Source organism: Sphingomonas glacialis (assembly GCF_006439055.1).
GTDB classification, from domain to species: domain Bacteria; phylum Pseudomonadota; class Alphaproteobacteria; order Sphingomonadales; family Sphingomonadaceae; genus Sphingomonas; species Sphingomonas glacialis_A.
The window spans coordinates 234,302-253,601 of sequence record NZ_RCZC01000001.1; the positions used below are offsets into that span (position 1 = coordinate 234,302).

The following is a 19,300-nucleotide window of genomic DNA, read 5'->3' on the forward strand; positions in this document are numbered from 1 at the left end:
GATAGCCGAGATCCGGCCCCTGCGCGCCAATCGGCTGATTTCCCCCGGAATGTCGCGCTTATGTCACAGCCGGGTGGACGCGCCTCAGCGCGCCTGCACCCGCCCGGTCCGCACCAGCTTGCCCCACCCCACGCTGCGCCCGCGCAACGCCTGGGTGATCGCTTTCAGCACGACATAATACATGATCTGGCGATAGCCGATCCGCTGCGGGATCAGCAGCCACAGCAAGCGCCACTGCTCGCGCCGTTCGAGCGCGAAGGCGACCGTCGCCGCGAGCAGGTCGATCGCGGTGAACACCAGCCAGTAGAGCAGCATCTTGTCGACATCGTGCTGCGTCTGCGCCCAGCCATGCGCCTGCACCGCGATATAGGTCATCACGAAGCTGACGATCAGCGCCAGATCGATGATCGGCGAGATCGCCGCAAAGACGATCTGGAACAGGATCGCCTGCGGCAACCCGACGCGCGCGAGGCCCGCCGGGCGGCCGGTCGCCATGATGCTGCCATGCTTCCACAGGCATTGCAGCGTGCCGAAGGCCCAGCGGAAGCGCTGCTTGGCGAGACCCTTTATCGTCTCGGGCGACTCGGTCCAGGCGACGGCGTACTGATCGTACGTCACCGCCCAGCCCGCCCGCTGGATCGCGATCGTCAGATCCTGATCCTCGGCGAGCGTATCGTCGGGATAGCCGCCGACCTGCTGGATCGCCGCCAGACGCCACGCGCCGACCGCGCCCGGCACCACCGTCATCGCGTTCATCCGCGCCAGCGCGCGCCGCTCGAGATTCTGCGCGGTGATATATTCGACCGCCTGGAACTTGGTGAGCAGATTGACGCGATTGCCGACCTTCGCATTGCCAGCGACCGCACCGATCTTCGGATCGGCGAACCAGCGCGCAAGCCGTGCGATGGTGGTCGGCTCGAACTGCGTATCGGCATCGAGCGCGATCACGATCTCGCCCGTCGCCAGTTCGAGCGCGCGGTTGAGCGCACGCGCCTTCCCGCCATTCTCGAGCGTCAGCAGCCGCACGCGCGGATCGCCCGCGAACGCCGACGTCACGACTTCGCTCGTATCGTCGCTCGATCCGTCGTCGATCACGATCACCTCGATCCGCACGTCGGTCGAGGCGAGCACGCCGCGCACCGCGCGTTCGATCACCAGCTCCTCGTTGAACGCCGGGATCATCACCGTGACGAAGCGGGTGGGGTCGATCGGCGGGAACACCGTCTTGCCCTCGCGCCGCGCCTGGATCAGCGCGAGCGCCGACAGGATGATCGCCCGCGCAATGCCGATGCTGATCGCGAAGAAGAACAGCCAGCCGAGCGCGATCACGCCGCCGCCGAGCACCGAAAAGATGAACAGGTCGGTTTCCGCCGCGGCGCGGTCGGCGGGCGACAGCGTCGGCATCGCGACCGACTTGGGGATCCCGGCAAGCGTCGAGACGGGCACGAAGGTGTAGCCCTTGGCGCGCAGCTGGTCGATGATCACCGGAAGCGCCGCCACCGTCTCCGACCGGTCGCCACCGGCGTCGTGGAGCAGCACGATGTTGCGGCTGCACTGCGGGTCGGGGTTCGACATGTCGCACTTGCCCTTGGGGTCGGTGACCTCGTCGATCGTGTCGTCGATGATGTTCTGCACCCCGGGGCGCTTCCAGTCGCCCGGATCGACGTGCAGGCCGACCGAGATATAGCCGCGATCCTGCGCCATCAGCGCCGGGTCGATTTCGTCGGCGGTGCTCGGCTCGGCATCGCCGAAATAGGGTGCGCGGAACAGCCGCAACGTGTGCCCGGTAAACGCCTGGAACAGCCGCTGCGTGGTGTTGAGCTGGAAGGTCGTCTCGGACTGCGTCGCGCCCGCCAGATTGGGATGGGTATAGGTATGGCTGCCGATCTCATGCCCCTCGGCCACCATCCGGTTGATCAGGCTGCGCTGCGTCAGCACGTTCTCGCCGATCACGAAGAAGGTGCCGGGCACTTTCTTGGCCTTGAGGATGTCGAGGATCTTGGGCGTCCAGGTCGGATCGGGACCGTCATCGAAGGTCAGCGCGACGAGCCCCGGCTTGTAGCCGGTGCGCGCGACGACATAGGGCGAGGGCAGCGTCTGGAAGGTGACGTTGCCGATCGCGCCGTCCTTGGTCGTTTGCGTACGGCGCACGCCCTTGACCGGCACGCCCGCGATCTTGAGGATCTCGCCGCTGCCATCGATATCGACATCGGTACCCGCCGGAATATTCTCGATCACCGAAGCCGCGGGCAAGGTGCGGTGCGCCCGCCCGAAGATCGACCACAGCCCCGGATCTTCCGCCCCGAGCCGCCACAGCCCGATCCCGCTCAGCCCGACCTTCTGCAGCCAGCGCATCTGGTTGTACGCCGAGGCCGCATCGAGCATCCACACGACGTGGCGGCTGCCCGCTTCCTCATAGGCGAAGCCGGTGTTGCCGCTTTGCGGATCGAAGGTCGGCATCGCGCTCGATTCGCGCGCGGCTTCCCATGCTTCGTCGATCGCGAGCGGTTCGCCGGTGCCGTCATGCCAGTTATAGGCGTAATTGCCGATCGCGACGACGATCTTGTCGCGCGGCACATCGCGCACCGCCCGCGAGACCGATTGCTCGAACCAGCTTTGCGACGCGATCGGGCCCGCCTCGCCGCTGGTCTCATGCTGGTCGTACGCCATCAGCACGACGCGATCGACCACCTTGGCGAAGGCGCCGATGTTCCAGCCGCCTTCCTCGTCGGCGGCACCGACGGGAACCGCGATGCCGATCACCCAGTTGCGTTTGGCAAAGCGCGCCTTGGTCTCGCGCAGGAAGGTCAGGAAGTCCTGCTGGCCCTTGGGCGAGAGTTCCTCGAAGTCGAAGAACGCGCCCCCGGCCCCGTTCGCCGCGAGCCACGGCTCGAGCGTGTCGAGGAATTTCTTGCGCAGCTTGGGGTCGCGCAGCAGCGCTTCCATGCCGGCCGCATCCCAATTCCCGTCGATCGCATTCTGGATCATCGGCAGGATCAGCGGGCGCGGGTTCGCGCGGTTGATGATCTCGCGGCCCGCGGTGTCACGGAACACGGTGATGTGATGGTTGGGGCCGGATACCGACACCCAGCCCGGCACGAGCCAGTCGAGCTCGCCGATATGGCGGCGGAGCGACGCGGTCGAGGACGGATCCCATGGCACGTGGAATGCGATCGCGAGCGGCTGGTCGACCCCGACGCCGCGCGCAGGTGCACCGAGCAGCCGCGCATAGCCGGTGAGTCCGTGGCGCGCACGGCGCAGCAGCGGCTCGTGCGGCGGCGGCAATTTGGTGATCGCGGCGTGTTCGGCCTCGACCGGCAGCAAGGGCGCGCGCGGCACCGCGCCGATCGAAATCGCGAGCGCCGCCACCGCCATCACCACGAGCAGGACGAAGGCGACCACCGCCATCGCAAACCGCCGGCGCCGCCGCCCCGATGCATCATAGAAAACGGGAGCGCGGCTCATGCGGTCGGTGTCCTCGGGTAGAATAGAATAGGCTCGCATCGGGTGTTTGGCATGGCGCAATCGCGACGCCAAGGTGACAAACGCTTCATCTGAGCGAACAGAGTTTGCGACGGTGCCACATTCGGGCGCGCAGTCGCTTCACGATCAGGGTATCGGCCGGAGACAGGCTCACGGCGCTTCGGGGCCAATGCTGCAATGGTCGGGGCGATAGGATTCGAACCTACGACCCCTGGACCCCGAGACCAGTGCGCTACCAGACTGCGCCACGCCCCGACACATTGCAGGGCGCAGCGCGTAGACCCACGCCTCGCGACTATCAAGCGGAAAATCGCCTTGGCCGCGCGCAATGCTCGACGCTGGCGCAATCGCGCTGCTACGCGATGGGTATGACCACCCTCGAAATCCTGGCGTTCGGGCTCGGGCTCGCCAATGTCACGCTCGTCGTGCTGCGCAGCATCTGGAACTATGTGTTCGGGTTGGCGATGGTCGCGCTCTATGCGGTGATCTTCGTCGATGCGAAGCTCTACAGCGATGCGCTGCTGCAGGTGTTCTTCTTCGTGGTGCAGATTTACGGCTGGTGGAATTGGGCACACGTAAAGGCGCAAACCGGCGAGATCGCGGTCGGCACCTTGCCCAACCGCGAGCGCATCGTCTGGCTGGCGGCGGCTGCGGCGGGCAGCGCGGGCTGGGGCTATGCGATGTTCCGCTTCACCGATGCGTCGTTTCCCTGGCTCGATGCGACGCTCGCGATCGTCAGCGTCGTCGCCCAGATCCTGCAGTCGCGTCGCAAGCTCGAGAGCTGGTGGCTGTGGATCGCGGTCGATATCGGCTCGGTCGCTTTGTATGCCGCCAAGGGATTGAAGCTGACGATGCTGCTCTACACGATCTTCCTCGTGCTCGCGATCTGGGGGCTGATCGACTGGCGCCGCGTCGCGCGACGCACGGCGCTGGCGGTATGAGCACGATCTGCCTGCACGGGCCGGAAAGCACCGGAAAATCGACGCTGATCCCGCAGCTCGCCGCGCATTTCGACACGATCTTCGTGCCCGAATACGGCCGCACCTTCGCCGAGACGCACGGGACCGACTTCACCATGGCCGATCTGGTCGGGATCGCGCAGCAGCACGATGCGCAGACGCGCGCGGCGCTGGCGACGGGGGCCGATCCGCTGTTGCTCGATACCGATCCGTTGATGACCGCGGTGTGGGCCGACATGCTGTTCGGTCGCCGCGATCCGTGGTTCGACGCATGGCGCGGCACCGCCGACCTGTATCTGCTGCTCGATATCGATCTGCCGTGGATCGACGACGGCACGCGGATGTTCGGCAGCAAGGTCGAACGCCAGCGCTTCTTCGATCTCTCGCGCGCTGAACTCGATCGGCGTGGGCTCAGCTATGCGATCGTCGGCGGCCAGGGCCCCGCGCGCCGCGCCGCCGCGCTGGCGGCGATCGCGGCGGCGGGGCTCGGTAGGATCAGCCCTTCGCCTTGAGTGCCTTCACCGCGGCGAGCGTGCCGGTGATGTGCCCGGCGGGCTGCATCTCGGACAGGACATAGGCGATCTTGCCGTTCTTGCCGATCACGTACGACGTGCGGTTGGTCCAGCCGGCCTTTTGCGGCAGCGCGACGTCATAGCCCGAGATCGTCGCCGGGGTCGCGAGACCGACCGGGAACTTGTCGCGGCATTCGACCGAGGAGAATTCCTTGATCCGCTCGGCATTGCCCGCGGTCAGGCCGATCAGCGTCGCACCCTGCTTGGTGAAATCGTCGGCGGCCTCGGCAAAGGCATGCGCCTCGGCGGTGCAGCCCGAGGTGAAAGCGGCCGGGAAGAAGTAGAGCACGACCGGCCCCTTCTTCAGCGCTGCGGCGAGCGAGAAGGGATGCGTCTTGCCGGCGAGCGCGGCTTCGGTCGAAAAGTTCGGTGCGGTATCGCCGACCTTGAGCGCAGCGCTGGCAGGCGCGGCGGCGAGGAGGGCGGCGGTGGCAGCGGCGATAAGCGGAACAGCGAACTTCATGGCATCGTCTCCTGGGATAGTGCCGCACCCTATCCCGACGCTGAGCGCACCGCCAGCACGATCACCACCCCGCCGTCACCCCGGCCTTGTGCCGGGGTCCACCGTGTCGCGTATACTCCGCGCGAAGGATGCGCGGCCCGGTGGACCCCGGGACGAGCCCGGGGTGACGGAGACGGTGGAACTCTACCGCGAAGGCGCAAGCTTGGTGTTGAGCACCCAGCCGACATTGTCGTTCTCGTCGGCGACTTCCCACCACATGCCGTTCTTGTTGCCGGTCGGATAGACGATCGCCCCGGGCGGCAACGACCGCACCACCTTGCCTGCCGCATTCGCCGCGCTGCGCATCGCGACCGGGCCTTGCGTCGTGAAGGTCTTGGCGGGCGATGCCTCGGCGGTGCCGGTGTCGCCGGGATTGGTATAGCCGAGTTCGGTGACGAGCTTGCTGTACGCCTGGATGAAGGCGAGCGTCACGATCCGCCCGATATCGGTATTGTCATACCCCCCGCCGACCACACCGCCGCCGACGCCGCCGCCGAACACCCCGCCACCGCCGCCGAAGCTCAGGCTGTTCTTGGCGGCATAGCCGTCCTCGGTCGCGAGCGTCTCGGTCGTGCGGACGTTGGTGATCGACAGCACGACATTGGCTTCCATCTTGCGGCTGCGCACCCCGCCGACGAGGCCGCCGATCGGGCCGCCGAGCAGCCCGCCGATACCCGCCGCGACGCCGCTGCCGCTGGCATTGCTGTTCGCGCCCTGGACTTCGGCCTGGAGCACGTAATCGGCCGCCTTGATCTGCCCTTGGCCGACATTGGCGCCGCGCTGCAGCCCGAGATCGCCGCCGATGTCGCGCTCGCGCTGCGCCGCCTGCAACCCGCTGCCGCGATCGACGAGGTTGAAGCAACCCGACCGCGCGACCAGCACCTTGAGCAGCTTCTGCGGCGGCGCCAGATTGTACTGCGTCCAGCCGCGCGAATCGTCGCCGTCGACGATCGAGATCGTGCCATGCTTGCGCGGGCAGCGCGGCACGTCGTTCATCGTCGCTTCCTGGAGCTTCTGCGTGCCCGACGGCTTGGCCAGGCGCTGCGCCCCCACCTGCATCGGTACGCCCGCCAACACCGCCGCAATCGCCACACCGGCCAAGACTTTTGCCATAATACCCCCGTACAGATTCGTTACGGCGGCAATATCCCATTCACACCACCCGGCATAGGCGTATTGCGGCGACACCGACGGGCTTTGTGCGCGGGCGCGTGCGATGCTATGGGCCGCCTTTCCTTTCCGCAGCACTTATCCGGGCGAATTCGTGACCCCTCTCCACACCATCCGCAATTTCTCGATCATCGCGCATATCGATCATGGCAAGTCGACGCTCGCCGACCGCCTGATCCAGGCGACCGGCGGCCTGACCGACCGCGAAATGTCCGAGCAAGTCCTTGATAACATGGACATCGAGAAAGAGCGCGGGATCACCATCAAGGCGCAGACGGTGCGCCTGCGCTACACCGCGCACGACGGCGTCGACTATACGCTCAACCTGATGGACACGCCGGGCCATGTCGACTTCGCCTATGAAGTCAGCCGGTCGCTCGCCGCATGCGAAGGCGCGCTGCTCGTCGTCGATGCCGCGCAGGGTGTGGAAGCGCAGACGCTCGCCAACGTCTATCAGTCGATCGAGCATGATCACGAGATCATCCCGGTCATCAACAAGATCGATCTCCCCGCCGCTGACGTCGACAAGGTCAAGGCCGAGATCGAGGAAGTGATCGGCCTCGATGCGTCGCAAGCCGTGCTCACCAGCGCCAAGGCCGGGATCGGCATCGCCGAAGTGCTCGAGGCGATCGTCACGCGCATCCCGCCGCCCAAGGGCGATGCCGATGCGCCGTTGAAGGCGATGCTCGTCGACAGCTGGTACGACCCGTATCTCGGCGTCGTCATCCTCGTGCGCGTGGTCGCGGGCGTCCTCAAGAAGGGCCAGCAGATCAAGTTCATGCAGGCCGGCACGCTCCATCTGGTCGACCGCGTCGGCTGCTTCCGCCCGAAGATCGAGCAATTGACCGATCTCGGTCCCGGCGAAATCGGCTTCATCACCGCGCAGATCAAGGAAGTCGCGCAGACCCGCGTCGGCGACACGATCACCGATGCCAAGCGCCCCGCGACCGAAGCGCTGCCGGGCTTCAAGGAGGTCCAGCCGGTGGTATTCTGCGGCCTGTTCCCGGTCGACGCCGCCGATTTCGAGAAGCTGCGCGAGAGCATCTCCAAGCTGCGCCTCAACGATGCGAGCTTCTCGTTCGAGATGGAAACCAGCGCGGCGTTGGGCTTCGGCTTCCGCTGCGGCTTCCTGGGGCTGCTCCACCTGGAAATCATCCAGGAGCGCCTGACGCGCGAATACGATCTCGACCTCATCACCACCGCGCCGTCGGTGGTCTATGACATCGAGCTGACGCACGGCGGCGGGACGATCGAGCTGCACAACCCCGCCGACATGCCCGATCCCAACAAGATCCTGAGCATTTCCGAGCCGTGGATCCAGGCGGTGATCTACGTTCCCGACGAATATCTCGGCAGCGTGCTGAAGCTCTGCCAGGACCGCCGTGGGATCCAGAAGGACCTCACCTATGTCGGCGGCCGCGCGCAGGCGACGTACGAGCTGCCGCTCAACGAAGTCGTGTTCGATTTCTACGACCGGCTGAAGTCGCTGTCGAAGGGCTATGCCAGCTTCGACTACACCCAGATCGGCAAGCGCGAGGGCGACCTCGTCAAGATGAGCATCCTCGTCAACGAGGAACCGGTCGACGCGCTGTCGATGATCGTCCACCGCGGCACCGCCGAGACGCGCGGGCGCGGCATGGTCGAGCGGCTCAAGGATCTCATCCCGCGGCATCTGTTCAAGATCCCGATCCAGGCGGCGATCGGCGGCAAGGTGATCGCGCGCGAGACGATCAGCGCGATGCGCAAGGACGTGACCGCAAAATGCTATGGCGGCGATGCTTCGCGCAAGCGCAAGCTGCTCGACAAGCAGAAGAAGGGCAAGTTGAAGATGCGCGAGTACGGGAGCGTGAGCATCCCGCAGGAGGCGTTTATTGCGGCGCTGAGGATGGGGGAAGAGTGAGGCCCGAGCCTAACGCAAGGATTGCGCAGCAATCGTTGCGTTAGGCGAGGATCAGCCGAACTCCGGCCGGCGGCGCTAGCAGCGCCGTCCGACGACGCGGCTTTGCCGCGGCGCGCTCCACGCCCCGCCGCCCCAACGTCGTCACCCCGGGCCCGTCCCGGGGTCCACCGGGATGCACACGCTGCCATCGAGGCGCGCGCGCCACGGTAGACCCCGGCACAAGGCCGGGGTGACGAAGGGAGGACACGCCCCCCCCAAAAAAAAGAACCGTCACCCCGGGCTCGTCCCGGGGCCCACCGCGCCGCACACACTACCATCGCGGCGCGAGCGGCACGGCACAGCCCCCGCCACAAGGCCGGGGTGGCAGACGAGAGCAAATACCCCCCTCACCCACCCTTCTGCCGCCGCCTCGCCCGCTTAACCGCCGCCACCCCATCCCCCGCCACCCCCGCCCCCGGCTCCCCCGCCACCGCATCGACGACCGCCCGCGACGGCGCGAGCCCGTTCGCCAGCTCGGAAACCCACAGCGGAACATCCCCGCCATGCTCGCTCCAATGCGGCTCGAACGGATCGATCCCCTCGACCAACTCATCCTCCTCGCACTCGGCCGACGGCAGCAGCGTCCCGCGATATTCCGACCCGCCCTGCGGCACGCGCACGAACGCCACGTCGGGATCGTCCTCGGCCGCATCCGCCGCCGCCTCGCCGCCCTGCTCCTGCGCCGCCACCGCCACACGCCGCCGAGCGGCAAGGCACTCGAGCGCCGCCATCACCGCATCCTGCGCCTCGGCATCGAGCGTGACCCCGGCAAACCCCTCGATCGACGCCGCCAGCGCATCGCCGCGCGCCGCCACCGCCGCGAGATCGGGCGTGCCCGCGACGGTGGTGCGCATCGTCGTGGTCGTCGCCTCGGCGACCGCGCCCGCTTCCGCGCCCCCACCGGCACTGGCGCCAGCGGTCGCACCAGCGCTCGCCCCAGCCCCACCACCACCGCCCGCGCTCGCGCCCGCCGTCGCGCGCGTGCTGACATAGTTGATCGTTGTGCGGCGCCCCTCGGCGTCCTGGCCATAGTGGCGCAGGCAGAACATCAGCAGCGCATCGTTGCGCTTGCGCCGAGTGCCGGGTCGGCCCGTCCCCCGGACGGGCCTAAACCATGCGGGGCATGGTTTACCCGGCACTCCGATCACCTTGCCAGCGGCGATGACGGGGACGAGCTCGCCCTCGATCGCGCGCTCGAACGCGATGTCCTTCAGCCGCTGCACGCCGTAATCGAGCGCCGCATCCCAGGCGCGGCGCGTTGCAGGTTGGATCGTCCCCCGGACGATCCTGAATATGCCGGGGGCATATTCACCTGCAACGCCTCGGCGCCGGGCGCGCGGCGCAGCGTATAGGCGTTGGCCTGCGCCATGTTGCACATCGCCGCGGCGCGGGAGACGCTGCCGGTATCGGCGAGCGCCTCGATGAACGCCTTCTGCCGCTCGGGCGTCCAGCCGTCATGGCGATATTTGCGGGGACGGGGGTGAACTCGGGAAGAGCCGGTCGCGCCTCGCGCGCGACGGGGGTGCGGTTCTGCATGACAGTGCCTCCGGTTGCGGTTGGTGCGCGGAGGGTAGGCAGATTCGGGGCGTGTAGGACAGCGTTTTGTTTATGTTTTGTTCTCATTATGATTGACAACACTTTGCGCTCCGGGTCAAGCGAAAGCGCTCCGGAAACCCGAAGCCCTGACGTCGACCGGCAAAGCCCAATCCTTGAGCGAAATGTAAAGAAAGCGGTAGCCGTGCGCAACTTGCGCCGTGGGAGCCAGCGTGTGGGCATGATCAGGGAGCTAGACGATGGCTGTCGCAGAAAAGCTGGTGCAAACCCAGCGCCTCAGCGCTCTCTAAATCAAATCCCAGCCGGTTGAAAAGTTGAGGTCGGCGATGAAGGTTACGGGATGCATCCAATTTACGCCACAGTCTCCGCACACGTCTGGAACGTGCCGTCGTGCGCCGGTCCGTGTTGGTTTCGAAACCTCTGCCGTCACCACGCAGCGATCGACATGGCCCCGCGCCGCGGCGATCAGGAACGGATCCTGCCCGATGGTGATGAGGTCGGCTTCGTTTAACGGGTGACCATACAATTCGAGTACAGCCTGGACTGCGGCGGGGTCGCTCGGCTCGTTTAGAAGCAGCGCCTTTTTTGTTACCGCGTCGTGCATCCATGCGGCGAGTTCATCCGTGCCGCCCTCAACCTCGGCGTAAATTTCCGCTGGCATCTTTACCATTCCGCCATGCCCATGATGGATCAGCCAACGCCAAAACTCTGGAACACGTCTATGCCCATACCAAGTATTGTGCGCCGTAATAAGCGCATTGGCGTCGAGCAGGTAAAGCATCAGGCCGTAGCTCGCCGCGGTTCAGCAAGAAGTGGATAGACGTTCATCGGCTTGACACCGAGCATTCTAGCGGCTCGGGTCGGGGTCAAAGATCCGTCTGCCATGCCCTGTCGCGCGACCGAGAGGATGGCCGAACCAAGACGGTGCCGCCGGACGACATACCAATTCGGCCCGCCTTCTTTGGCGCGGTTTTTCTCACGCTCCCGTTCCCTTTGCGCGAGCCATTGACCTCGAAACGCGTCCCGAAGTTCTTCCCAACGCCCCTCGCCAATGATCCCCGCCCGAAACAACTGGTAGGCGACCATCGACCGGCTGATACGCGCGCGATTGGCAAGGACGTCTATAAGAGTGGCATCGTCACCGCCGCCACGTAGTAGCTGACCGAGGTTGATAATCTCGGCTTGATCAACCAGGGCTGCTGCTGCAGCGTCGTTGCATAGTTGCTCGATGCGTCCATTGGGCGCTCCGCCGCTGACGCCGGTCTCGCCCAGCAGGAGATGCGCCACTTCGTGCAAGAGCGTGAAGGACCACGCGGCCTTTGCGTCTTGATCGTTCACGACGATGAAGGGTGCTAGCTTATCCGAGATGGCGAAGCCTCGAAATATTCTTGCCTCAATCGCCGTGGACCAATGGCCGCAGTCTCCAGCTAGAAGGACAAATACACCTCTGGCCTCAACCAAGCTACGAATATAGCCGAATGCATCTTCTCCGCGGGCGTGCGACCGGTATTCGACCCGGTCGAAGCCCAGAGTTTCGACAATTATACTGGCAAGCGCGGCGGAATCGCGCGTGCCGGCGGCCGCCCCGACCAACTCAACATCCATTGCGTCTTCGTCGTCTTCAAGTGTTTCCCGGACAAGTGCTTGCCGGGCCTTTACATCCCGCAGCAAGGTAGCAAGCAACACGTTAGAAGGATCACCTCGGTCTGGTAGCGTTCTAAAATCTTGCCCAAGCTCCGCTGGCGCTGGAACCCCAGGCAGATAGAAAGTGAGAAGAGGGCGATGATACTGCGCGGCCATGCGTCGCAACAGCGGGGCCGTAGGAATGACATTACCAGCTTCCATGGCCGCCAGCCGTTCCTCGCCGGACACGCCACGGGAAGGCTTTAAGTCGATTTTTCGGGCAGCCGCTTCCCTGTCGAGGCCTGCCGTCTCGCGCGCCCAGATCAGGATCTCAGGGTTCAGACCAGCCACATTCACACCATGCACGTGTGAGAGTTAACGCGCTACCTCGATCATCGGCCTGACTGTTATCCGGGAAATCCAACATTTGATATTCACGGAATTAAGTCCCCTATCGTTCTTTAATGTGGCTTAGAGCGACCTGCCTGCACAAGTCAGTTTCGGTCCGCCAACAAAAAAAGGCCGGACGCTTTCGCGCCCGGCCCCTTAAACCCAACCTACAAAACCAGCCTTAGCTAAGCTTCGCCCGGCTCGCCCGCTTGCGCTCGTTCGCATCGAGGAAGCGCTTGCGCAGTCGGATCGACTTCGGCGTCACCTCGACCATCTCGTCGTCGTCGATATAGGCGATCGCCTGCTCGAGCGTCGCGCGCTTCGGGGGCGACAGGCGGACCTGGTCGTCCTTGCCGCCGCTGGCGCGGAAGTTGGTCAGCGCCTTGGTCTTCATCGGGTTGACTTCGAGATCGTCGGGCTTGGCGTTCTCGCCGACGATCATGCCCTCGTACAGCGCCTCGCCGTGGCCGACGAACAGGATGCCGCGCTCTTCGAGCGGACCCAGCGCGTAGTTATTGGCTTCGCCCGACCCGTTCGAGATCAGCACGCCGTTCTTGCGGCCTTCGATGTTGCCCTTGTGCGGGCCGTACTTCTCGAACAGCCGGTTCATGATGCCGGTGCCGCGCGTGTCCGACAGGAACTCGCCGTGATAGCCGATCATGCCGCGCGAGGGGGCGGAGAAGGTGATGCGCGTCTTGCCGCCGGTCGAGGGCCGCATGTCGGTCATCTCGGCCTTGCGCAGGTTCATCTTCTCGACGACCGTGCCCGAATATTCCTCGTCGACGTCGATGATGACGGTCTCGTACGGCTCGGTCTTGTTACCCTGCTCGTCTTCGCTGAACAGCACGCGCGGGCGGCTGATGCCGAGCTCGAAGCCTTCGCGGCGCATCGTCTCGATCAGGACGCCGAGCTGAAGCTCGCCGCGGCCGGCGACTTCGAAGCTGTCCTTGTCCGAGGCTTCGGTCACCTTGACGGCGACGTTCGACTCGGCCTCGCGGAACAGCCGCTCGCGGATCATGCGGCTCGTCACCTTGGTGCCCTCGCGACCCGCCATCGGCGAATCGTTGACGGCAAAGCGCATCGACAGCGTGGGCGGATCGATCGGCTGGGCGTGGAGCGGCTCGCTGACCGTGATGTCGGCGATCGTGTCGGCAACCGTTGCCACCGAAAGACCGGCGAGGCTGATGATGTCGCCGGCCTTGGCTTCGTCGACGGGAACGCGGTCGAGCCCGCGGAACGACATGATCTTCGACGCACGGCCGGTCTCGACGATCTTGCCGTCGTTATCGAGCGCGTGGATCGGCTGGTTGAGCTTGACCACGCCCGAGTTGACGCGGCCGGTGAGGATGCGGCCCAAGAAGGGGTCGCGGTCGAGCAGCGTGACGAGGAAGGTGAAGGGCACGCCGGCGACTTCGACCTTCGGTGCGGGGACGTGCTTCACGATCGTCTCGAACATCGGGATCAGCGTGCCTTCGCGCGCGTCCATGTCGGTCGAGGCATAGCCGTTGCGGCCCGATGCGTAGAGCACGGGGAAATCGAGCTGCTCGTCATTGGCGTCGAGCGACACGAATAGGTCGAACACTTCGTCGAGCACTTCCTGGATGCGCGCGTCGTTACGGTCGACCTTGTTGACGACGACGATCGGCTTGAGGCCGAGCGCGAGCGCCTTGCCGGTGACGAACTTGGTCTGCGGCATCGCGCCTTCCGACGAATCGACCAGCAGGACGACGCCGTCGACCATGCTCAGGATCCGCTCGACCTCGCCGCCGAAATCGGCGTGGCCGGGGGTGTCGACGATGTTGATGCGGATGCTCTCGGATTCACCCGGCGGGGTCCAGTCGACCGAGGTCGGCTTGGCGAGAATGGTGATTCCGCGCTCTTTTTCGAGATCGTTCGAGTCCATCGCACGCTCTTCGACGCGCTGGTTGTCGCGGAAGGTGCCGGACTGGCGGAACAGCTGGTCGACGAGGGTTGTCTTACCATGATCGACGTGTGCGATGATGGCCACATTGCGGAGGCTCATGAATATAGCTCGATGAAGTGAGGAATGATTGCGTTGGGCCCCTAGCGCAAATGGTGCGTCGCGGAAAGGGGGGTGGTTTTTTGGGGGCATCCCTGCCGTGGACGGTTTGGCGACCCGGATGCGCGAACACCTAAGCCCCTCCCCTTCAGGGGAGGGGTTGGGGGTGGGGCCGGGTCTCACCGAGACCAACGGCTGCAGTCACGTCCCCACCCCAACCCCTCCCCTGAAGGGGAGGGGCTCTCAAAGGTTCAGAACTTGCCCGCGACTTCCACGCCATACACGCGCGGCTCGCCGCGGATGTAGGTCGGGATGCCGAAGCCGCCGCCGGTGTTGCCCGCGTCGATCAGATACTTCTTGTCGAACGCATTACGCGCGAAGCCACCGATCCGGTATTTGCCCTGCATAAGCTCGACGCCGGCACGGACGTTGACCAGCGTATAACCGCCCTGGCTGATCGCCTCCGAATTCGGCAGCTCGAAATACTGCTTGCTCTGGTACGTTGCCGACGGCGTCGCATAGAAGATCAGGTCGCCCGCGGGCACGCGCAGCGTCGCGCCGCCCGAAGCGCTGTATTTCGGCTGGAGCCGGAACTGGTCGCCCGAATAGACGCCGTACGACGCGTTGTTGGCGATCTTGCCGTCGACATAGGCGAAATTGCCGAACAGCTGGAGGAAGCGGCCGACCTTCAGATTGCCCTCGAACTCGGCGCCCGGGTTGTTCGCCTTGCCTGCGCTCTGCGTGGTGGTGACACCATTGTTGGTCACCGAGACCTGGAAGCCGTTATACGCCTGGTAGAACACGCCGAGCGATCCGGTGAACGGCCCGATCTTGCCCTTGATGCCGCCCTCATAGTTCCACACGACTTCGTCGGGAACGATCTGCAGGTTCGGTACGACGACGCCGCCGACCGTCTGCGCGGCGAGCTGCACCACCGGCGAGCGGCGGCCCTTGCTGATCGTCGCGTAGAGGTTGATGCTGTCGCTCACGCGGTAGAGCGCGTTGAAGCGCGGCAGGATCGCGGTGAAGCTGCGCTGCGCGGTGAAGATCGTGCCGCCGGTGCTGACGGTGCCGAGCAGGCTGCTCTTCACCCCAAGCGACGCCAGGATCACCGAATTGGGCTGGACCGAGCTGTAGCCCGACTTGCGCTGCTCGATCAGCAGGCGTGCGCCCGCCGTCAGTTCGAGCCGCGGCGTCGGAATGTAGGTCCCGTCGGCGAATACCGAATAGGTGTCGTTGGTGCCGTAATTGGTGAATTCCGAGCTGTATGGGATCGCCGTCGCCGCGCCGCGCGTCAGCACGCGCGTGGCATTAGCGGCGGTCACCGTGCCGTTCGCCGCGACGCAGCCCGACACGCCGTTTGCGGCCAGCGCGGCGCGCACGCCGGCATAGGCCGCCGCGACCGAGCAGCCGAGATAGGTCCCCTCCTCGGTCGAGAAGGGCACGCGTTGGAGGTTGTTCTCGAAGAAACCGTTCCAGCCGAACGAGGCGCGATACTTGTCACCCGAGAAGTTGAAGCGGCCTTCATGGCTCCACTGGTCGCCGCGCGCATCCTCGGCGAATTCGAGATACCAGGCCGGGCCGCCATCGGCATCGAACACTTCGTTGCTGTTGAACTTGCGATAGCCGTTGACGGTGGTGAAGGTCACGCCCGGCGCGAGCTCCCAGGCGAGCGTGAGGTTGGCATCGTACACGTCGCGCTTGAGCCCGAGCTTGGCCGCGCCGAGCACCGATGCGCTGTACGGCGAGCCCGACAGTTCGGCATAGCTGTAATCGCCGCCATTGCCGCCGGTCGGTGCCAAAGCACGCGAGCGGAAAGCGGTGCCTGGGTTGCGCTGGCCATCATAGGTCAGGACGAGGCTCGCGGTGATCGCATCGGTCGGCGCCCAGCGCAGCGAACCGCGAAGGCCGCGCTGGTCCTGGCCGTTGAGATCGTCCTGCTTGATCTTGCCCTGGTTCTGGTTGGGCACGCTCGCGTCGCCCGCGATGTTGCGGACGAAACCGTCATGATATCTGTACGCGAAGGCGAGCCGCCCCGACAGCGTGTCGTTGCCGACATTGACGAAGCCCGACACCTGACCGCGATTGTAATTGCCATAGGAGCCGATGATCCCGGCCGAGGTCCCCGCACGCGGCTGCGCCGAGATGATGTTGACCGCGCCGACCGCCGAGGCGGTGCCGAACAAAGTCGCCTGCGGGCCCTTCACCACCTCGATCCGCTCGAGATCATAGGTGTCCTGATACGCGCCGCGCGTGCGCGAGATATCGACGCCGTTATAATAGATCGAAACGCGCGCGCCCTGCTGCGCCGAGCCGCTGTCCGAGGTGATGCCGCGGATCACGAAGCCGGGGTTGTTGTCGCTCTGCTCCTGGATGCGCAGGCCCGGCACGTACATCGCCATCTCGGCGAGCGAGTTGACGCCAAGCTCCTCCATCTTCGCGCCGGTCAGCGCGGTGACGGTGATCGGCACGTCCTGGATCTTCTGCTCGCGCTTCTGCGCGGTGACGACGATGTCGCCGCCTTCCTCGGGAGCGCTCGGCTGAACCGTCGACTGCGCAAGCGCGGCGGTGGAGGTGCAACCGAGCAAAATGCCGGCAAACCCGAACGAAACGGAACGACGCATCACAGAACCCCTGTTTTTTTGTATCTTGATGCGGCGCGGTACGGCCAAGCTGCGTCGGGTTCGCGTCTTTTTCGTTACGCTTGTGTGACCATATGCGTATTACCATGATGACACACTTGAACCGCGACGCGATCCCCTTCATCTAGGGAGCGACATTGCCTGGAGGGAAGACATGGCGACCGCTGCCGACACCGAAGCGACCGCGCTGGTCCTGACGCCGCCCGACCCCGTACCCGTGGTCGCGCCCGAAAAAGCGATCGGCCTGGTGCCGGTCGATGACGCTGTGCGGACACAGTTGCAGACCAAGGTCGCCGGGTTCGTCGACGATCTCGTCGCGCAGGACGTCAACAGCCCCGAATTCGGCAAGCGCGTCGATGCGATCGCTGCGATGGGCCAGAAGGAAATCCGCGCCGCCGCCGACCAGTCGAACCGCTTCCTCGATCGCCCGGTCAAGGCGATGGACGGCGAGAGCGGAGTCGGCGCCGATCTGACCGAACTGCGCCGCACGATCGAAAAGCTCGATCCTTCGGTGAACAGCAAATTGCTCTCGGGCCGCGGCATGCTGAGCAAGGTGTTCGGCGGCGGGATCAACACCTATTTCGACAAATATCGCTCCTCGCAATCGCACATCTCGGCCATCCTCAAGACGCTCGCGCGCGGCAAGGACGAGCTGCTGATGGACAATGCCGCGATCGACACCGAGCGCGCCAATCTGTGGGCCGCGATGGGCCGGCTCGAACAGATGATCGTGCTGTCGAAGGAAATGGACGCCCGGCTCGAGGACAAGGCCAACGATCTCGACCATACCGACCCCGCCAAGGCCAAGGCGCTGCGCGAGAGCGCGCTGTTCTACGTCCGCCAGCGCACGCAGGATCTGCTGACGCAAATGGCGGTGACGGTGCAGGGCTATCTCGCGCTCGATCTGGTCAAGAAGAACAATGTCGAGCTGGTGAAGGGCGTCGATCGCGCCTCGACCACGACGGTCAGCGCTTTGCGCACCGCGGTGACGGTGGCGCAGGCGCTCGCCAACCAGAAGCTCGTGCTCGACCAGATTACCGCGCTCAACACGACGACGGCCAACATCATCGATGCGACCGGCAAGCTGCTCAAGTCGCAGACCGCGACGATCCACGAACAGGCCGCCGCCGCGACGATCCCGGTCGAGACACTCCAGCGCGCGTTCCAGAACATCTATGATACGATGGACGCGATCGACACCTTCAAGCTGAAGGCGCTCGATTCGATGAAGAGCACGGTCGGCACGCTATCGAACGAAGTCGAGAAATCGAAGGGCTACATCGCCCGCGCGCAAGGCGCTGCGCAGAATGCCGGCGCGGGTGGCGAGACCTTCAAGCTGGAGGCGCTGTAAGCACGTGAGCGATGTCGACCGCCAGATCGCGCGCGCCGGGGATTTGCTCGACCGCACCCGCGCCGAGCGCCAGGCGCTCGCCACGCGCCGCCGCCAGGGCGTGAGCGTCACGCGCCGCCTTGCGCTTGCAGGCACGGCCGATCTCGCGATCATCGTCGCGGCGATCGCGGTCGGCTGGTTCGTGCCGCTCGGCATGGGGGGCGCGTTGCTCATCGGCTTGCTGATGATGGCGGTGACCGCGTTCCTGCTCTTCGCGACGCTGACCCCGGCGGTGCGCGTCGAGCAACTGACGCAAGTCCCGCTCAAGGCGCTGCCGGCCAAGACCGAGCAATGGCTCGACACGCAGCGCAAGCTGCTCCCCGCGCCTGCGCAGACCTTGGTAGACGGCATCGGCGTGCGGCTTGAAACGCTGTCGCCACAACTCGCGAGCCTCGACGAGGGCGAACCCGTCGCGATCGAGGTGCGCAAGCTGATCGGCGAGCAACTCCCCGAACTGCTCAAAGGCTATGCCAAGGTCCCGCCCCCGCTGCGCGGCGTCGCGCGCAACGGCAAGAGCCCCGATGCGCAGCTCGCCGACGCGCTCCGGCTGATCGACAGCGAGATCGGCGAGATGTCGGCGCAGATCGCGCAAGGCGATCTCGATTCGCTCGAAACACGCGGCCGCTTCCTCGAAATCAAGTATCGCGACGAAGTCTAGCCACGCGCGTCCCGTGCGTCAGACGGGTTCGGCAAGCCACGCCCGCGCCGCCGCCATCGTCATGAACACCCGCAAGCGCGGGTTGACCAGCGTACGCTCGGCCTGCGCCTTGTTGAGCTGGCTGCCCACCACGACAGCGGCGCGGCCGGTGGTCATCGCCATCCCGCCGCGCATGATCTGCGACAGCAGATCGGCGACGTCCATCGCTTGAACCGGAAAATCGAGCGATTCGACACAGGCGTCGAAATCGCCGCGGATCGCCTTGGCGGCAAGCGCCTTGAGACCCACTTCGCGCGCGAAATCGGTGACGTCTTCGGGCTTCCAGAACCCTGCGACGCGCAGGTTGAGACAGTTGGTGCGCCGGTCATACTCTACGTGGAACATCGACCCTCGATCGG

14 protein-coding genes and 1 tRNA gene are annotated in these 19,300 nt (G+C 65.3%); 5 read left to right on the plus strand and 10 right to left on the minus strand.

Annotation, left to right across the window (positions count from 1 at the left end; translation table 11 throughout):
• Positions 1 to 84 precede the first annotated feature (84 nt).
• Together EAH76_RS01080 and EAH76_RS01085 are read right to left on the minus strand one after the other, a co-directional pair.
• Complete coding sequence (locus EAH76_RS01080) at positions 85 to 3,465, minus strand: polysaccharide deacetylase family protein (RefSeq protein WP_140846872.1); 3,381 nt, start codon at positions 3,463 to 3,465, stop codon at positions 85 to 87.
• A 196-nt stretch (positions 3,466 to 3,661) separates the two neighbouring features.
• Positions 3,662 to 3,738, minus strand: a tRNA-Pro gene (locus tag EAH76_RS01085).
• 113 nt (positions 3,739 to 3,851) lie between these two features.
• Between EAH76_RS01085 and pnuC the strand changes: the two genes are divergently transcribed.
• The gene (gene pnuC / locus EAH76_RS01090; protein ID WP_161988938.1) at positions 3,852 to 4,424 is read left to right on the plus strand and encodes a nicotinamide riboside transporter PnuC; all 573 of its coding nucleotides are present in this window, start codon (positions 3,852 to 3,854) and stop codon (positions 4,422 to 4,424) included.
• The gene (locus tag EAH76_RS01095; protein ID WP_140846876.1) at positions 4,421 to 4,954 is read left to right on the plus strand and encodes an AAA family ATPase; all 534 of its coding nucleotides are present in this window, start codon (positions 4,421 to 4,423) and stop codon (positions 4,952 to 4,954) included. Before pnuC ends, EAH76_RS01095 begins: the two co-directional genes overlap by 4 nt.
• On the opposite strand, the gene EAH76_RS01100 is transcribed toward EAH76_RS01095, so the two are convergent.
• Together EAH76_RS01100 and EAH76_RS01105 are read right to left on the minus strand one after the other, a co-directional pair.
• Positions 4,938 to 5,477: a peroxiredoxin gene (locus EAH76_RS01100; protein ID WP_140846879.1), complete on the minus strand. Its 540-nt coding sequence runs from the start codon at positions 5,475 to 5,477 to the stop codon at positions 4,938 to 4,940. The genes EAH76_RS01095 and EAH76_RS01100 overlap by 17 nt on opposite strands.
• A gap of 183 nt (positions 5,478 to 5,660) precedes the next feature.
• A complete protein-coding gene (locus EAH76_RS01105) occupies positions 5,661 to 6,629 on the minus strand; it encodes a CsgG/HfaB family protein (protein WP_140846881.1) in 969 nt (322 codons plus the stop codon).
• Positions 6,630 to 6,732: 103 nt separating this feature from the next.
• On the opposite strand from EAH76_RS01105, the gene lepA reads away from it, so the two are divergent.
• Entirely contained in the window at positions 6,733 to 8,586 is a 1,854-nt protein-coding gene (gene lepA / locus EAH76_RS01110) for a translation elongation factor 4 (protein ID WP_140846883.1), read from the plus strand.
• Positions 8,587 to 8,972: 386 nt separating this feature from the next.
• Here the strand turns inward: lepA and EAH76_RS24235 are convergent, their stop codons facing one another.
• The 5 genes from EAH76_RS24235 to EAH76_RS01145 form a co-directional block, all read right to left on the minus strand.
• Positions 8,973 to 9,848 (minus strand): hypothetical protein, encoded by an 876-nt coding sequence (locus EAH76_RS24235; RefSeq protein WP_194150920.1) that lies wholly within the window; start codon positions 9,846 to 9,848, stop codon positions 8,973 to 8,975.
• A gap of 617 nt (positions 9,849 to 10,465) precedes the next feature.
• Complete coding sequence (locus EAH76_RS01125; RefSeq protein ID WP_140846885.1) at positions 10,466 to 10,960, minus strand: DUF4411 family protein; 495 nt, start codon at positions 10,958 to 10,960, stop codon at positions 10,466 to 10,468.
• A complete protein-coding gene (locus tag EAH76_RS01130) occupies positions 10,960 to 12,153 on the minus strand; it encodes an XRE family transcriptional regulator (protein WP_140846887.1) in 1,194 nt (397 codons plus the stop codon). The genes EAH76_RS01125 and EAH76_RS01130 overlap by 1 nt, the downstream gene beginning before the upstream one ends.
• A 220-nt stretch (positions 12,154 to 12,373) precedes the next feature.
• Positions 12,374 to 14,215, minus strand: a complete 1,842-nt coding sequence (gene typA / locus EAH76_RS01135; RefSeq protein ID WP_140846889.1) for a translational GTPase TypA — start codon at positions 14,213 to 14,215, stop codon at positions 12,374 to 12,376.
• A gap of 248 nt (positions 14,216 to 14,463) precedes the next feature.
• Positions 14,464 to 16,836 carry a TonB-dependent receptor gene (locus EAH76_RS01145; RefSeq protein WP_140846894.1) on the minus strand — a complete coding sequence of 791 codons (2,373 nt, stop codon included), beginning with the start codon at positions 16,834 to 16,836 and terminating at the stop codon, positions 14,464 to 14,466.
• Positions 16,837 to 17,008: 172 nt separating this feature from the next.
• On the opposite strand from EAH76_RS01145, the gene EAH76_RS01150 reads away from it, so the two are divergent.
• Entirely contained in the window at positions 17,009 to 18,205 is a 1,197-nt protein-coding gene (locus EAH76_RS01150; protein ID WP_140846896.1) for a toxic anion resistance protein, read from the plus strand.
• Between the two features lie 4 nt (positions 18,206 to 18,209).
• Positions 18,210 to 18,902 (plus strand): hypothetical protein, encoded by a 693-nt coding sequence (locus EAH76_RS01155; RefSeq protein ID WP_140846898.1) that lies wholly within the window; start codon positions 18,210 to 18,212, stop codon positions 18,900 to 18,902.
• Between the two features lie 18 nt (positions 18,903 to 18,920).
• On the opposite strand, the gene EAH76_RS01160 is transcribed toward EAH76_RS01155, so the two are convergent.
• Positions 18,921 to 19,286: a hypothetical protein gene (locus EAH76_RS01160; protein ID WP_140846900.1), complete on the minus strand. Its 366-nt coding sequence runs from the start codon at positions 19,284 to 19,286 to the stop codon at positions 18,921 to 18,923.
• Positions 19,287 to 19,300: the final 14 nt, after the last annotated feature.

Bases quoted from the DNA above. Each gene is read 5' to 3' on its own strand.
- EAH76_RS01080 (WP_140846872.1), bottom strand. From the start codon at position 3,465: ATGAGCCGCGCTCCCGTTTTCTATGATGCATCGGGGCGGCGGCGCCGG.
- pnuC (WP_161988938.1), top strand. From the start codon at position 3,852: ATGACCACCCTCGAAATCCTGGCGTTCGGGCTCGGGCTCGCCAATGTC.
- EAH76_RS01095 (WP_140846876.1), top strand. From the start codon at position 4,421: ATGAGCACGATCTGCCTGCACGGGCCGGAAAGCACCGGAAAATCGACG.
- EAH76_RS01100 (WP_140846879.1), bottom strand. From the start codon at position 5,477: ATGAAGTTCGCTGTTCCGCTTATCGCCGCTGCCACCGCCGCCCTCCTC.
- EAH76_RS01105 (WP_140846881.1), bottom strand. From the start codon at position 6,629: ATGGCAAAAGTCTTGGCCGGTGTGGCGATTGCGGCGGTGTTGGCGGGC.
- lepA (WP_140846883.1), top strand. From the start codon at position 6,733: ATGCTATGGGCCGCCTTTCCTTTCCGCAGCACTTATCCGGGCGAATTC.
- EAH76_RS01125 (WP_140846885.1), bottom strand. From the start codon at position 10,960: ATGCTTTACCTGCTCGACGCCAATGCGCTTATTACGGCGCACAATACT.
- typA (WP_140846889.1), bottom strand. From the start codon at position 14,215: ATGAGCCTCCGCAATGTGGCCATCATCGCACACGTCGATCATGGTAAG.
- EAH76_RS01145 (WP_140846894.1), bottom strand. From the start codon at position 16,836: ATGCGTCGTTCCGTTTCGTTCGGGTTTGCCGGCATTTTGCTCGGTTGC.
- EAH76_RS01150 (WP_140846896.1), top strand. From the start codon at position 17,009: ATGGCGACCGCTGCCGACACCGAAGCGACCGCGCTGGTCCTGACGCCG.
- EAH76_RS01160 (WP_140846900.1), bottom strand. From the start codon at position 19,286: ATGTTCCACGTAGAGTATGACCGGCGCACCAACTGTCTCAACCTGCGC.